General features: G+C 52.1%; 14 protein-coding genes. 13 read left to right on the forward strand and 1 reads right to left on the reverse strand.

All coding sequences use genetic code 11. From position 1 onward, the window contains the following. Positions 1-29: 29 nt before the first annotated feature. The 5 genes from BLQ59_RS02810 to BLQ59_RS02830 all read left to right on the forward strand — a co-directional run bounded on the left by BLQ59_RS02810 (position 30) and on the right by BLQ59_RS02830 (position 5,249). Entirely contained in the window at positions 30-1,679 is a 1,650-nt protein-coding gene (locus BLQ59_RS02810) for an acyl-CoA mutase large subunit family protein (protein ID WP_074571412.1), read from the forward strand. A gap of 46 nt (positions 1,680-1,725) precedes the next feature. Then, complete coding sequence (locus tag BLQ59_RS02815) at positions 1,726-2,121, forward strand: cobalamin B12-binding domain-containing protein (protein ID WP_074571413.1); 396 nt, start codon at positions 1,726-1,728, stop codon at positions 2,119-2,121. A gap of 93 nt (positions 2,122-2,214) precedes the next feature. After that, the gene (meaB, locus tag BLQ59_RS02820) at positions 2,215-3,156 is read left to right on the forward strand and encodes a methylmalonyl Co-A mutase-associated GTPase MeaB (protein WP_074571414.1); all 942 of its coding nucleotides are present in this window, start codon (positions 2,215-2,217) and stop codon (positions 3,154-3,156) included. Between the two features lie 21 nt (positions 3,157-3,177). After that, complete coding sequence (gene mce, locus BLQ59_RS02825) at positions 3,178-3,594, forward strand: methylmalonyl-CoA epimerase (RefSeq protein ID WP_074571415.1); 417 nt, start codon at positions 3,178-3,180, stop codon at positions 3,592-3,594. Positions 3,595-3,908: 314 nt separating this feature from the next. Further along, complete coding sequence (locus BLQ59_RS02830) at positions 3,909-5,249, forward strand: anaerobic C4-dicarboxylate transporter (RefSeq protein WP_074571416.1); 1,341 nt, start codon at positions 3,909-3,911, stop codon at positions 5,247-5,249. Between the two features lie 61 nt (positions 5,250-5,310). Here the strand turns inward: BLQ59_RS02830 and BLQ59_RS02835 are convergent, their stop codons facing one another. After that, positions 5,311-6,207, reverse strand: a complete 897-nt coding sequence (locus BLQ59_RS02835) for a LysR family transcriptional regulator (protein ID WP_074571417.1) — start codon at positions 6,205-6,207, stop codon at positions 5,311-5,313. A 228-nt stretch (positions 6,208-6,435) separates the two neighbouring features. Between BLQ59_RS02835 and motA the strand changes: the two genes are divergently transcribed. From motA to BLQ59_RS02875, 8 genes are all read left to right on the forward strand, one after another. Then, positions 6,436-7,209, forward strand: coding sequence for a flagellar motor stator protein MotA (motA, locus tag BLQ59_RS02840; protein WP_074571418.1), 774 nt, complete (start codon positions 6,436-6,438; stop codon positions 7,207-7,209). A 4-nt stretch (positions 7,210-7,213) separates the two neighbouring features. Then, positions 7,214-8,092, forward strand: coding sequence for a flagellar motor protein MotB (locus BLQ59_RS02845; RefSeq protein WP_074571511.1), 879 nt, complete (start codon positions 7,214-7,216; stop codon positions 8,090-8,092). 83 nt (positions 8,093-8,175) lie between these two features. Next, positions 8,176-8,547: a holo-ACP synthase gene (gene acpS, locus BLQ59_RS02850; RefSeq protein WP_074571419.1), complete on the forward strand. Its 372-nt coding sequence runs from the start codon at positions 8,176-8,178 to the stop codon at positions 8,545-8,547. Between the two features lie 2 nt (positions 8,548-8,549). Then, positions 8,550-10,115, forward strand: a complete 1,566-nt coding sequence (locus BLQ59_RS02855; protein WP_074571420.1) for a bifunctional ADP-dependent NAD(P)H-hydrate dehydratase/NAD(P)H-hydrate epimerase — start codon at positions 8,550-8,552, stop codon at positions 10,113-10,115. Between the two features lie 37 nt (positions 10,116-10,152). Then, the gene (locus BLQ59_RS02860) at positions 10,153-12,531 is read left to right on the forward strand and encodes an endonuclease MutS2 (protein ID WP_074571421.1); all 2,379 of its coding nucleotides are present in this window, start codon (positions 10,153-10,155) and stop codon (positions 12,529-12,531) included. Position 12,532: 1 nt separating this feature from the next. Beyond that, complete coding sequence (locus tag BLQ59_RS02865) at positions 12,533-13,093, forward strand: GNAT family N-acetyltransferase (RefSeq protein ID WP_074571422.1); 561 nt, start codon at positions 12,533-12,535, stop codon at positions 13,091-13,093. A gap of 137 nt (positions 13,094-13,230) precedes the next feature. Then, a complete protein-coding gene (gene rpsO / locus BLQ59_RS02870) occupies positions 13,231-13,506 on the forward strand; it encodes a 30S ribosomal protein S15 (RefSeq protein WP_014424698.1) in 276 nt (91 codons plus the stop codon). A gap of 131 nt (positions 13,507-13,637) precedes the next feature. Then, a complete protein-coding gene (locus tag BLQ59_RS02875) occupies positions 13,638-15,707 on the forward strand; it encodes a polyribonucleotide nucleotidyltransferase (protein WP_074571423.1) in 2,070 nt (689 codons plus the stop codon). The last annotated feature ends 22 nt before the right edge of the window (positions 15,708-15,729 follow it).

Consider the following 15,729-nt stretch of genomic DNA (forward strand, 5'->3'; position numbering starts at 1 on the left):
TGATTGAATTGAATAGGAGGCACATCCTCATGAGCAAGGAAAAAATCCAGGCTGAGCTTGAAAAATATCAGGCCAAAGTTGAAAAAGCTGTAGCACGTTTCCCGGAGCGTCCACATCTGCCGGAACAGCGTCTTTATACGCCGCTGGACATTAAAGGCGATGATTATGCAGAAGAAATCAGCTTCCCAGGCGTTTATCCCTTCACCCGTGGTGTACAGCCCACCATGTACCGTGGCCGTTTTTGGACCATGCGTATGTATGCCGGCTTCTCCACGGCCGAAGAGTCCAACAAGCGCTATCGTATGCTGATTGAAAACGGCGCTACGGGCCTTTCCTGCGCCTTTGACCTGCCGACGCAGATCGGTTACGACTCCACCGATCCGATTTCCGAAGGTGAAGTTGGTAAGGTTGGCGTGGCCATCGACTCCCTGGCTGATATGGAAACGCTGTTTGACCAGATTGACCTGGGCAAGGTTTCCACGTCCATGACCATCAATGCACCGGCTTCGGTCCTGCTGGCTATGTACATCGCTGTGGCTGAAAAGCAGGGTGTTCCTGCTGACCAGCTCCGTGGTACGATTCAGAACGATATCCTGAAAGAATACGCAGCCCGCGGCACGTATATCTTCCCTCCGCGCCCGTCCATGCGTCTGATTACGAATATCTTTGAATATTGCTCCCAGAATGTACCGAAATGGAACACGATTTCCATCTCCGGTTACCATATCCGTGAAGCAGGTTCCACGGCCGCTCAGGAAATCGCTTTCACGATTGCTGATGGTATCGCATACTGCGAAGCAGCAATCAAAGCTGGCCTGAAGATTGATGATTTCGCCGGCCGTCTGTCCTTCTTCTGGAATGCTCATAACAACGTTCTCGAAGAAGTGGCGAAATTCCGTGCCTCCCGCCGCATCTGGGCTAAGGTTATGAAGGAACGCTTCCATGCAGAAAAGGATAAATCCATGATGCTGCGTTTCCACACCCAGACTGCCGGCTCCATGCTGACGGCTCAGCAGCCCAACAACAACATCGTCCGCGTTGCTCTGCAGACGGCCGCTGCTGTTATGGGCGGCACCCAGTCCCTGCACACCAACTCCCGCGATGAAGCCCTGGCTCTGCCGACGCAGGAATCCGTTACGATTGCTCTGCGTACCCAGCAGATCGTAGCTTACGAAAGCGGTCTGGCTGATGTCATCGATCCGCTGGCTGGTTCCTACTATGTAGAAGCCATGACGGACAAGATCGAAGCAGAAGCTTGGGACTACATCAAGAAGATTGATGACATGGGCGGTGCTGTTGCAGCTATCGAAAAAGGCTATATCCAGAAGGAAATCCAGGATTCCGCTTACAAATGGCAGATGGATGTTGAATCCGGTGCCCGCACCATCGTTGGTGTCAACAAATTCCAGATGGAAAACGAAGAACCTCCAAAAGATCTGCTGAAGGTTGACGAAGCTGTTGGCGAACGCCAGAAGGCCAAAGTCAACGCCATGAAGGAAAAACGCGACAACGAGGCCGTTAAGGCTGCGCTGGCTGACCTCAAGAAAGCCTGCCAGGATGAGAACGAAAACCTTATGCCGCATATCCTTGCCGCTGTCAAGACCTACGCAACGCTCGGTGAAATCTGCAATGTGATGCGTGAAGTCTTCGGCGAATACGAAGCTCATGTGAGCCTGTAATACAGGTGATTCAGCGATTTTAGCGTTTAGCTTGGAGGAATACAAAATGGAAAAGAAAATCAGAGTTCTTGTTGCCAAACCGGGCCTTGATGGCCATGACCGCGGTGCAAAAGTAGTTGCCCGTGCCCTGCGTGATGCTGGTTTTGAAGTTATCTATACGGGCCTGCGCCAGACTCCGGAACAGATTGCCGAAGCTGCCCTGCAGGAAGACGTCAATGTGGTTGCGATGAGCATCCTGTCCGGTGCTCACGGCCATCTCTTCCCGAAAGTGGTAGATCTGGTCCGCGGCAACGGCATGACCGATACTTTGATTATCGGTGGCGGCGTTATCCCCGATGGTGATATCCCGGCACTCAAGGAAGCTGGTGTAGCGGAGGTATTCACGCCGGGGACCCCGACCAGCGATGTGGTTAATTTCATCAAGGAACATGTAAAACTCTGAGAAGGATAAGTTAGTGTTAGGCGGAGGAAGCTAGGCACCTGCTTGGTTTTCTCCCCTGGCACTTTTATTTTGCTACCGAGAGGTGGTGACAGAATGGATATTGCCAAAGAATTACTCAAGGGTAACCGTCTGGCGCTTTCCAGAGCCATAACGGCCATTGAAAACGAATATCCTGAAGCCACGGAAATCATGAAGGAAATCTATCCGCATACCGGCCATGCTTATGTGCTGGGGATTACCGGGCCACCAGGAGCAGGCAAGAGTACCCTGACGGATAAGATCACCCGGGCCTATCGCGCCCAGGGCAAGACTGTGGGCATAGTGGCGGTGGACCCCACCAGCCCCTTTACCGGCGGTGCCATCTTAGGTGACCGTATCCGCATGAATGACCTGACACTGGACGAGGGAGTCTTTATCCGCAGCATGGGCACCCGCGGCAGTCTGGGCGGTTTATCCCATAAGACTGCTGATGCCGTAAAGGCTATGGATGCTTTTGGAAAGGACATCATCATCGTCGAGACCGTCGGGGTAGGGCAGTCGGAGGTGGACATTGTCAAAGCCGCCGATACTACGATGGTTGTACTCATCCCGGGTATGGGGGATGATATCCAGGCCATCAAGGCTGGTATCCTCGAAATCGGTGATCTCTACTGCATCAATAAATCCGACCTTGACGGGGCGGACAAACTGGTGCGGGAAATCAATATGATGCTGGATCTGGACAGCTTCATGACCGACTGGCGTCCGCCGATCACCAAAGTGATTGCCAGCCAGAATGAAGGCATAGAAGAACTCATCGGCACAGTGGAAAAGCACAGGGCGTATATCGAAGGCAATGGGGAACTAACCCGCCGCCGCACGAAGCGCACCCGTGACGAGATGCTGGATATTTTAGGCAGCGGCATCAACAAGTATGTGAAACAGCAGATTGTGGATAGCGGCCGTCTGGATGGATATGTGGAAAGCATCCGCAAGCACGAGACCGATCCTTATACGGTCGTAGGCGGCTTGTTGGATGAGATGCTCAAAAAGTAAGTGTTTTAGGAGGAATGCAAGATGTTTAAAGTATTAGGTGTAGACCATATCGGTATCGCTGTTGGTGACCTCAAAGAAGTCGGCTCCTTCTGGGGCGATATGCTCGGCCTGCCGAACAACGGTGAGGAAACCGTTGAAGAGCAGAAAGTGACCACGGGCTTCTTCCCGACGCCGAATGGCAGCGAGATTGAACTTCTGGCAGCTACGGCTGATGATTCCCCGATTGCCAAGTTCATCGAAAAGAACGGCGGCCGCGGCGGCATCCAGCATATCGCCCTGCGCGTGGATGACCTCGAAGCAGCTTTGGCTGACCTTAAGGAAAAAGGCGTGCGCCTGATTGATGAAAAGCCCCGCAAAGGTGCTGGCGGCGCTAAGATCGCTTTCGTTCATCCGAAAGCTTCCCATGGCGTCCTGCTCGAACTCTGCCAGCGTGACTAATCATTAAATAGGCAAACAGGCTTTGACATCTTGAAAATGTCAAGGCCTGTTTTTTTATTTAATATTAGTATGATTTAATATAAGATAAATATAAATAATCATTAAATAATTTTATAATAAATAGTATTTACTTATATATAGTCATTGTAGTATAATTAGCAAGGACTTAGCAGAATTAGGGTTTATTGAAACTATTTAGAAAAGTTATGAAATTTTTTTTATGGTTGCAGGAAATTGAATGGCTTTGACGAATAGGAACAACAAGGGGAGATATCTGCTAACAAAAATTTTATAAGGAAAGGGAGATTACAATTATGGAAATGTTAGTTGGTCTCATAGTACTGCTGGCCTGCTTGATCGTTGGCGTCCGTCATGGCGGCATTGGTCTCGCTGTTATCAGTGGTATTGGTCTCATTATCTTCACTTTTGTCTTCGGTTATAAACCGGGGAATCCGCCTATCGATGTTATGCTTACGATCTTGGCGGTAGTTACCTGCGCTGGTTTCCTGCAGACCTCCGGCGGCCTTACGGTTATGCTGAAATATGCAGAGATTTTCCTGCGCAGCAATCCGAAACATGTTACAATCTTTGCTCCGCTCACTACCTGGTTCCTGACGGTGCTCTGCGGTACGGGTCATGTGGTTTACACCATGTTCCCGATTATCTATGATATCGCTATCAAGCAGAATATCCGTCCGGAACGTCCGATGGCTGTAGCTTCGGTGGCATCTCAGATGGCTATCTGTGCTTCCCCTGTATCGGTAGCTGTTGTATCCATCGTCAGCTTCTTTGCTACGGCAGATTTCCATTATTCTGTTCTGCAGATCTTGGCAGTATCTATCCCTGCGACCGGTTTTGGTGTGTTCTGTGCTGCGCTGTGGTCTTACCGCCGCGGCAAGGAACTGGCTGATGATGAACGCTTCCAGGAATTCATCAAGGATCCGGAAAACCGTGACTATGTATACGGCGATACGGAATCCCTGATGGACAAGGAACTGCCCGCAACTTATTATCGGGCCATGTACATCTTCTTTGCCGGCATCATCGTGATTGCCGTTCTGGGCAACTTCCCGGATCTGCTGCCGCATTTCAAGAATGCCAAGGGCGTGATGAAGCCGATCTCCATGACGATTGTCATCCAGATGGTTATGCTCTTTGTGGCTGCTATGATCCTGCTGAGCTGCAAGATCAAGGCTAAGGACGTGGGCAACAGCCAGGTATTCCGCTCCGGTATCGTAGCGCTCGTATCCGTATACGGCGTTGCTTGGATGGCCAGCACTTACTTCGGCGCACATATGACTTTCCTCAAGGAAAGCCTGGGCGCAGCAGTGACGACATATCCCTGGGCATATGCCATCATCGCGTTTCTGACTTCCAAGCTGGTTAACTCGCAGGCAGCTGCTATTGCCATCGTAGTGCCGCTGGCTCTGTCTGTAGGCATGGATCCGGTGATGATCATGTCCTTTATCTCCGCTTGCTATGGTTACTTCTTCCTGCCGACTTATCCCTCCGACCTGGCCTGCATTGGTTTCGACCGTTCGGGTACGACTCGTATCGGTAAGTACATCCTGAATCACAGCTTTATGATTCCGGGCCTTATCGGTGTAGCAACTGGTTGCTGCATGGGCTTTGTCATGGCACATATCGTAATGTAAGGGAAATTTTTCCAAACAAAAATCGGCGGTTCATTTGAACCGTCGATTTTTAGTTTGCGATTTATTGCTCGTTGTTAGCTTTTCGTTCCTTCAGCAGGTCTTTGCAGAAATCGATAAAGGATTGGGCGGCTTTGGAGATATAGCGGTCTTTCTTCCAGGCCAGGCCAACATCCACGAAGAGGGGATCGGAGAGAGGGATAGCCTTGACACCAGGCGTATCTTCGACTACCATGTTAAGCAGGAAAGCGATGCCTACGCCACTGGCGACGAGGCCTTTCAGCGTGACTACCTGATTGGACTCCAATACGATATTGGGCGTGACATTTTCCTCTTTCATCTTGGAAAGGATGGTCTGACGCAGGAAAGAACCTTCCTTGAGCATGATGATATTCTCTTCAGCGATATCCTGCAGGGAAATGCTCTTCTTTTCCGCCAGCGGACTGTCTTCCGGCACGCAGCAGACAATCTGATCCGTAGTCATGGGCAGCAGCTGCAGGTGATTGGAAGCACCGGAGATGATGATGATGCCGAAATCCAATTCATCCCGTTCCAGCTGTTCACGGATGGACATGGAACCTTCCTCATGCATGAAGATTTCCAAGTGGGAATAACGGCGTTGGAAACTGGAGAAGATCTTGGGGAAGAGGTAGGCACCCATCATCGGTGGGATACCAATCTTGATGGTGCCCTTTTGCAGTTGTTTGTAATCGTTGACTTCCAGCACGGCGTCCTGGATATTGCGGAGCGCCAGTTCTACGCGATTGAGAAAGACGGCACCTTCCGGCGTCAGGGACAGCTGCTTCTGACTGCGGTCAAAGAGCTGGATGCCCAGTTCGGCCTCTAGTTTCTTAATCGCTACGGTGATGTTGGGCTGGGACACGCGCAGGCGTTCTGCGGCCCGGGTGATATTTCGCAGACGGCTGGCCATCTGGAAATATTCAAGTTGTCTAAGTTCCATCGTATCGCTTCTTTCTCTATAAACTAGTTTTATTCACATCTATTATACCATATTTTTGATGAATGTATGATATAATAATAAAAATTTATTATAAAAAATAGAAAAATTTTTCTGACGCTATAGTAGGATTTTCGTGCTGTGTATGGAATTATACAAATTAGATACATGTGTATTTCGACTTAGATGATGTTCCTTCAATAGCAAAGGAAGGTTAGGGGGGCTTTTATCTTGGAAATTTCAACAGTCATAGGCGCAGTCGGTGGTCTTATCTCAGTATTCGTGGGTATGATCATCAAAGGTGCACCTCTCAGCTCGCTGAATAACCCGGCTGCATTCCTGATCATTATCTGCGGTACCTTCTCCTGTTTGTTCACGGCTTTTAATATGAACCAGATGAAAAATCTGCCCAAGCTGGTCAAGATGGTTTTTTTCAAGCCGGCACTTCATGAAAAGGCAGAACTGTTGGGGCTTTTTATCGAGCTTTCCCAGATTGCCCGCCGCGAAGGTATCCTGGCATTGGAGGGAAAGGTACAGGAGATTGAAGATCCATTTTTCCGTACCGGCTTAGGCATGGTAATCGATGGTATGGATCCGGAATTCGTTGGCGATGTACTGGATGCAGAATTGGCGGTCATGCAGGAACGTCATGCCGAAGGGCGTGCCATGCTCGAGCAGGCTGGCCTTTACGCTCCTACCCTTGGTGTGTTGGGTGCCGTTATCGGTCTTATCGCAGCACTTGGTAACCTGAACGATATCAACAAATTAGGTCATGCCATCGCGGCTGCATTCGTTGCTACGATCCTCGGTATTTTCACCGCATACGTTGTATATCTGCCGATGGCCAACAAGCTGAAGCTCCTGTCCAAGGCAGAGGTCAGTGAGAAGCGCATGATCATTGAGGGAATCCTTTCCCTGCAGGCCGGTGATTCACCTACGGCCATTGAGGCAAAACTGATGGTATTCATTCCTCAGTCCGAACGTGAAGGGTTGAAGAAGGAGTGATTTGATGGCTAGAAAGAAACCGCATCCGCCTCATGAAGAACATGAAGGCGAGCCTTGGCTCCTGCCGTATTCTGACTTGATGACGCTTCTGCTGGCACTGTTCATTGCACTCTTTGCTATTTCCCAGACGGACCAGAAGAAGATGGCAGAACTGGCACAGGCTTTCACGGCAGCCTTCAATATGGGCGGTCCGTCCTTCTTTGACAAGGCTGGTCCGAATGTCGGACGCCGGGCAGAGACCCCTTCGGATGAAGATCTGGGTAATTCTGCTTACTTTGCTGAGAACCGGCAGCTGGAGGAAATCCAGAAGAAGATGCAGGAATATATCGAGGAAAACCATCTGGAAGACCAGCTCAGCACGCAGATGGCCGAGGAAGGGTTGATGATTCGCATCAAGGAACGGGCGCTGTTCCCGTCAGGTTCGGCTCAGCTGGTCGGACAGGCACAGTCCATTATCCCTGTGGTGGCTGGCATGTTGGCCTCACTGCCCGAACGGGTGGTCATTTCCGGTCATACGGATAATGTTCCCATCAATACGGCACAGTATCCGTCCAACTGGGAGCTCAGTTCGTCCCGTGCCATGAATCTGATGAAAGCTGTACTGGCTGCGGAGAAGTCTTTGAATCCTGCTAGGTTCAGTGCAATCGGTTATAGCGAATACCGCCCGATTGCCGATAATAAGACTGACGCCGGCAGGCAGCAGAACCGTCGTGTGGAGATCTTCATCGCGCGGAATTATCGATTTAATCCCAATGAGCCGGTAGGCGGCAAAACTGCCCAGTCCGATACGGGGGCTGATGGCATGCCGGCTAACAATAGCGGTCCGGCTACTCCGTCCACGGATGGAGCGGCCAGCAGCAAAATGGCAACAACATCAATGTAAACAAGGCAGGATAAAGCCGGCTGGAAAGCCGGCTTGTTCTTTGCTTAAAAGACAAATAAATGGTAAAATTATAGGGGGATATTTTGATTACTGGAATTGGTATGGATATAGTAGAGGTAAACCGGGTGGAAAAAGCGATTGCCAATGAACATTTCGTTACAAGGGTGTTCACTCCGGCGGAAGTGGATTATTGCCGCAGTCATGGCAAGCAGGCTGCACAGAGTTTTGCTGCGCGCTTTGCGGCCAAGGAGGCAATCATGAAAGCTTTCGGGACAGGACTTCGCGGCGGGAAACTCACGGATATGGAGATCCTGCCGGATGAATTGGGCTGTCCCCAGGCACGGTTGACGGGATACTTTGCAGATTTGGCCCGAACGAAGGGTGTAAAGAATATTTGGCTGTCGCTTACGCATACCAAGGAGTATGGGGCGGCACAATGTGTGATGGAGGCATAAGGATGAAGATAGCAGTAAGTGAAGAAATGCGTAATATCGATCGACTGGCTGCCGAGGAATATGGCTTGCCGGAACTCCTGCTGATGGAAAGCGCAGGTCATCGTGTGGCGCAGGCCATGGAACATTTACTGGGCGAAGTGGCAGGCAAGACAATCTGCGTGTTGGCAGGCAGCGGCAACAATGGCGGCGACGCTTTTGTGGCGGCCCGTTATCTGACGAATATGGGGGCAAAGATCAAGATCTTCCTGACCTGTGAACCTGCTCATCTGAAGACGGCTTCATCCCGCATGAAAAAAGCCAGCGACAAGATGGGGATTGAGGTCCATGGCCTGGAAGAAGACCGGGATTGGAACCGGCTGCATGTGGCATTGAAATTTGCGGATGGCATTGTGGATGGCATCCTGGGCACGGGCTTTAATGGTGAATTGAAGAAAAAAGTCCTGCGGCTGATCGAGGAGGTCAATGAGGCGGGGAAAAAGGTGCTGGCCATTGATATTCCCAGCGGTGTAGAGGCCGATACAGGCAAGGTCTCTACGGTAGCGATCATGGCGGATATGACGCTGACTTTGGGCCTGCCTAAAGTGGGCCACCTGCTGAGTCCCGGTGCTGATATGACCGGTCAGCTGATTGTTGATGATATCGGCATCCCCCAGAATCTGTTACAGAGCAAGCTGATCCAGCAGTCCTTGCTGGATGATAAGCTGGCGGTTACCTTGCTGCCGTTGCGCGGGAAAGCGGTACATAAGGGTGACTGTGGCCGAATCCTCGTGGTGGCAGGTTCACTGGGCATGACTGGGGCGGCGGCATTGGCGGCAACGGCAGCTTTGCGGGCCGGAGCAGGAATCGTTACACTGGCTGTGCCGGAATCCCTGCAGCCGGTGTTGGCCGGTCAACTGCAGGAAGTCATGGTACAGCCTGTGGACGAAAAGACCAAGGGGGCAATGGGCGGCGAAGAGGCCTTGAAACGCTTGTTGGAACTGGCACAGAGCCATGATGCCGTACTCATCGGTCCGGGAATGGGACGCAGTATGGAAACACAGGAATTGATCCGCATGTTTGTGCAGCGCGTCAACAAGCCGCTGATCATGGATGCAGATGCCCTGTTTGCCTTCAATAGCCAGCCGGATGATTTGAGCAAATTGCCACAGGTACCGGTTTTGACGCCGCATTTGGGCGAAATGGCCGCTCTTTTAGGTGTATCCGTGCCGGAATTGCGTGAATCGCTGCTGCCGATTGTCCGCGAGGCGGCGGCAGAATATCAGTGCATCCTGGTGGTCAAGAGCGAATGCACGCTGGTGGCTTACCCTGACGGGATGATCTTCTTATCCACGCAGGGGAATCCTGGGATGGCAACGGCTGGCAGCGGAGATGTGCTGGCCGGCACGATTGCAGGTCTGATGAAGCAGACGGAGAGCGGCCTGGCGCCATTGGCTGGTGTTTACCTCCATGGCCGGGCGGGGGATATTGCCTATGGAGAGAAGGGCGAATCCCTGCTGGCTGGCGATATCCGGGAAAATCTGGCGCAGGCGCTGAAGGAATTACGAAAAAAACAATTGACTGGTCAGTAATCATTGCGGGCCAGTTTTTAGAGGAGCTTTAAATTTAATGGAACAAGATTCATTTAAGGTTTTAGAATACAGTAAGATAACCGCCAAACTGGCAGAATATGCTGGTTCGGCATTGGGCAAGGAAAAGGCCCAGGAGTTGCTGCCCAGCTCGGATTTTGCCGAGGTGATGGAATGGCAGGAGCAGACAACGGAAGCTGTCAAGGTGCTTTCTCTGTCGGCACCGCCTTTAGGCGGTATCCGGGATATCCGTCTGCTCTTGAAGAAGGCGGGCAAGGGTGCTATTTTGGAACTGGAAGAACTGCAGAACATCATGAGTACCATGTATGCCATGCGCACCATCAAGTATTTCTTCCGGGATTTGGAAATAGAGTCACCCATCCTGCAGGAATGGGCGCGTTCTTTGGAAATCCTAGGGCAGCTGGAGCGCAATCTTAACAATGTCATTGATGAACATGGCAATATGCGGGAAGATGCCAGCGTGGAACTGCGGCGTATCCGCCGGGAGTTAAAATCCTCCCAAACCCGTATCAAGGACAAGATCAACAACATCCTGCACGATGGCGCGTATCAGAAGATGTTCCAGGATGCCATTGTCACGGTTCGTGATGAGCGTTATGTTATCCCCATCAAGGCTGAGTACCGCGCGCATTTTCCCGGTCTTATCCATGACCAGTCGGCCAGTGGTTCCACGCTCTTTATCGAGCCGATGGCCGTCGTAGAACTCAATAATGATGTCAAGCAGCTGACCTTGGCGGAACAACAGGAAATCCAGCGAATCTTGAGGCAGCTGTCTGGGGAGATCCAGCGGGAAAAAGAAACCTTGGCGGCTAACTGCGAGATCTTAGGCGATATCGACTTCACCTTTGCCAAGGCAAGACTCGCAAATGCCATGAAGGCGGTAAGACCGCTTTTGAATGATGAGGGACGCACCGTGCTGAGTAATGCCCGCCATCCGCTGATTGCCAGGGATAAAGTAGTGCCAACCAATATCAGCATTGGCGAGGATTACAGGATGCTCTTGATCACCGGCCCGAACACCGGTGGTAAGACTGTCACCATGAAGACGTTGGGGCTTATGGTCCTGATGGCCCAGGCGGGCCTTTATCTGCCCGTAGACCAGGGCTCGGAAATCGCTCTTTATGCCAATATCTACGCTGATATCGGCGATGAGCAGAGCATTGAGCAGAGTCTCTCGACCTTCTCGGCGCATATGACGCATATCGTCAGCATCCTCGACAAGGTCGAGAGCGATGACTTGCTGCTGCTCGACGAACTGGGGGCTGGCACCGATCCGGAAGAGGGCGCGGCTTTGGCCATGTCCATTCTTGAGAAGCTGCTCGAAGTGCAGGCTACGACGGTAGCGACCACGCATTATTCGGAGCTGAAGACCTTTGCCTATACGCGGGAGGGAATTGAGAATGCCTGCGTAGAATTTGATATCGAAACCCTGCGGCCGACTTACCGCCTGCTGATCGGTATTCCGGGCGCCAGCAATGCTTTTGCCATCAGCAAGCGCTTAGGTTTGGCTGACTCTTTGATCCTGCGTGCCCAGCAACTCGTCAAGGCGGACCATGCTCAGTTTGAACATGTTATCAATGAACTCGAAAATGAAAAGATGATGTACGAGCAACGCAATGCCGATATCGCCGAGCGTCAGGCCCGCGTCAAGAAACTCGAGGAAAAACTCCTGAAGGCCAAGGAAGAGCTCAGCCAGAAGAAGGGCGATATCATCCGCAAGGCCAAGGACAAGAGCGCGGCCCTTATCCGTCAGACGCGGCGGGAGTCCGAAGAGGTCATCAATCAGCTCAAAGAGCAGTTTGACGACCAGGGTATCAAGGCCCGTCAGCAGGCCATCCAGAATGCCCGGGCGAAAATCAATGAAGCCTCGGCCAAGGCCAGCCCTGGCATCATGGCGCAGAAGGGGGTAGGCCAGCGCATTGACCTCAAGAAGATCCGCGTGGGCGATACGGTCTATGTCAAGAAACTGGACCAGAAGGGCACAGTGCTCGAAATCCAGGGCAAGGACCTGACGGTACAGGTTGGCGCTCTGCGCACGAAACTCAAGGCCAATGCCTGCACGTTCATTGCCCATAAGGTGGAAGAAAAGCCGGCCGCCAGCAATAACAGCCGCAAGAACTCACAGTCATCCAGCTTCCTGCAGAAAACCCAGAACATCGGCCGTGATATCGACATCCGCGGCATGATGGTGGACGAAGCGGAAATGACGCTGGGCAAGTTTATCGACGATGCCGTGATTGCAGGTCTTTCTCAGGTATTGATCATCCACGGTAAAGGCACTGGGGCCCTGCGTAAAGGTGTCCATGCATATTTGAAGGGACATCGCAATGTACTTAGTTTCCAATTTGCGGATATTAACGAAGGTGGCACAGGTGCCACGGTAGTGGAGTTGAAGTGATATGAATAATCTGGAGCTATTGACCATTGATTCCGGCCAGCGAATGGCAGAGTTATTTTCGAAGATCGAATTATATGAGATTTATCTGGAATGTTTTGCTCAGCCTCCTTACGAGGAATATTTCACTGCTGATGAAGTGGCCGGTCTCTTTCGCAGTTGTGCAGACAAGGGACTGATCGTCCTCTGTATGGATAGCGAGCTTCAGCGCTGTGCAGGCTTCCTGGCCGCCATACCGCTGAAGAATGATGAGGAAATAGCCCAGATTGCCAAGGATAATGGCCTTGATCCGGAGGATTATTGGTTCTTGGAAGAGGGGGGCGTGGGGAAGGCCTATCGCCATCGGCAGGTCTTTTCGAGCATGGAGCAGGAGGTGCGCCGGAAAATCCCGGTAAAGGGGATCCTGAGCCGGACGAAAGCCACGAATACCGCTTCCCTGAAAGCACATAAGAAGTTGGGTTATCGCATCGTGCAGGGCATGACGCAGACGGTGACCTACAAGCATCTTTCCGGGGAGATTCGGCAGGATGACCGGGTGTTCATGAAATATTGGCCGAAGGCCTGATAATTTTCTTTACAAGGCTATTGGCCTATGCTATACTAACAAAGGTGTTTGACACCAATCCACAGCCCGGACGGCGAAGAACTCCGACGCCATCTTAGCTGTAGGACATATTTTAGATTTATAGGAGGAGTTTTCACATGTTGACTCAGGAAGCAAAACAGGAAATCATGCAGAAGTATGCCGTTCACGAAGGTGACACGGGTTCTCCGGAAGTACAGATCGCTGTACTGACCGCTCGCATTCAGTACCTCACGGATCATCTGAAGGAGCACAAGAAGGACCATCATTCCCGTCGTGGCCTGCTGAAGATGGTTGGTCATCGCCGCCGTCTCCTCAGCTACCTCTACAAGAAGGACATCGAGCGTTATCGTTCCATCATCGCTAAGCTCGGCATCCGCGCTACGATCGGCTAATAGCGAGATTACCTTAAGCAAAGAAAGCGGGAGATTTTCCCGCTTTTTTCTTGTATATTTCCTTTATGACAGGATTAAATCAATAGATGTCGAACTATATCAAAGTATGAGTTTGACGTAGGAGGAGAATTATGCAAAGTTTTGAAATGGAACTGGGCGGCCGCAAGCTGACGATTGAAACCGGCAAACTGGCAAAACAGGCCAACGGCGCTGCCTTTGTTCGTTATGGTGATACGGTGGTGCTCGTTACGGCAACCGCATCTGCTGAACCCCGCGAAGGCGTGGATTTCTTCCCGCTGACCGTGGATTATGAAGAAAAGATGTATGCTGCCGGCAAGATTCCCGGCGGCTTTATCAAGCGTGAGGGCCGTCCATCGAGTGACGCCATCCTTTGCGCCCGCCTGATTGACCGTCCGATCCGCCCGCTGTTCCCGAAAGGTTACCGCAACGATGTGCAGATCGTGGCTACGGTCATGTCCGTTGAGCAGGACAATGCACCGGAACTGGCTGCCATGATTGGTGCTTCTGCCGCCCTCTGCATCTCCGACATTCCCTTCATGGGTCCGATTGCTGGTGTGCGTGTCGGCCGCGTGAATGATGAATTCGTCATCAACCCCACGGAAGAACAGCGCAAGGTTTCCACGCTGAACCTCACCGTTGCCGGCTCCAAGGATGCCGTGATGATGGTGGAAGCTGGTGCTAACGAGCTGCCGGAAGATGTGATCCTCGATGCCATCCTCTATGGTCATCAGGAAATCAAGCGCATCGTGGCGTTCCAGGAAGAGATCCAGCAGGCCTGCGGCAAGGAAAAGCGTATCACCAAGCTCTTCACTGTGCCTGAAGAACTCGAAGCTGCCATTCGTGAATACGCCAAGGACAGACTTGACGAAGCAACCCGCAATCCGGACAAGCTCGATCGCGATGCCCATATTGCGGAAGTCAATGCCGATACCATGGAACATTTCCTCGTGGAATATCCGGAAATGGACAAGGAAATCGCCATGGCCCTGCATGATCTGGAAAAAGAGATCGTGCGCCATATGATCACCCATGAAAAGATCCGTCCGGATGGCCGTGGCCTCGAAGAAGTGCGCCCGGTCAGCTGCGAAGTAGGTCTGCTGCCCCGTGCACATGGTTCCGGCCTGTTCACGCGCGGCCAGACGCAGATCATGACGGTGACCACCTTAGGGCCGATGAGCGACGAACAGATCATCGATGGCCTTGGCCCCGAAACCACGAAACACTATATCCATCACTATAACTTCCCTGGCTACTCCGTCGGTGAAGCAAAGCCCATCCGCAGCCCAGGCCGCCGCGAAATCGGTCATGGTGCGCTGGCTGAGCGTGCGCTGGTGCCGGTTATCCCGTCCATCGAGGAATTCCCGTACACCATCCGCCTCGTTTCGGAAGTCCTGGAATCCAACGGTTCCAGCTCCATGGGTTCTGTCTGCGGCAGCACCCTGTCCCTAATGCAGGCCGGCGTGCCCATCAAACGCCCGGTTTCCGGCGTGGCTATGGGGCTGGTCAAAGAAGGGGATGCCTATACGATCCTGACCGATATCCAGGGCATGGAAGATGCGCTGGGCGATATGGACTTCAAGGTGGCCGGTACGGAAAATGGTGTCACCGCTATCCAGATGGATATCAAGGTGGCCGGTATCGACCGCAACATCCTGTCCTCTGCTCTGCAGCAGGCTAAGCGCGGCCGTGCGTTCATCCTGGGCAAGATGCTCGAATGCATCGCTAAGCCCAACGATGACCTGTCTCCGTATGCTCCGCGTGTGGAAACCATGCAGATCAAGGTGGACAAGATCCGTGACGTTATCGGCACCGGCGGCAAGGTGGTCAAAGGCATCATCGATGCGACCGGCGTACAGATCGACATCCATGAAGACGGCAATATCTTCATCTTCTCGAATGATGCCGAGGGCATGCAGAAGGCCCGCAAGATGATTGAAGACATCGTCAAGGAAGTCGAGGTCGGCGAAGTTTACACGGGTACCGTAACCCGCCTGATGAAGTTCGGCGCTTTCGTAGAACTCCTGCCGGGCAAGGAAGGCCTCTGCCATATCTCCCAGCTGGCTAAACGCCGCGTGGAAAACGTGGAAGATGTGGTACAGGTTGGTGACCAGCTCGAAGTCAAGGTCGTAGAGATCGATGACAAGGGCCGCGTAAACCTCAGCCATAAAGTATTGCTGTAAATAAATCAAGCCTTCCCCTGGA

Origin of the sequence: Pseudoselenomonas ruminantium (assembly GCF_900104055.1) — a bacterium.
Taxonomy (GTDB): domain Bacteria; phylum Bacillota; class Negativicutes; order Selenomonadales; family Selenomonadaceae; genus Selenomonas_A; species Selenomonas_A ruminantium_C.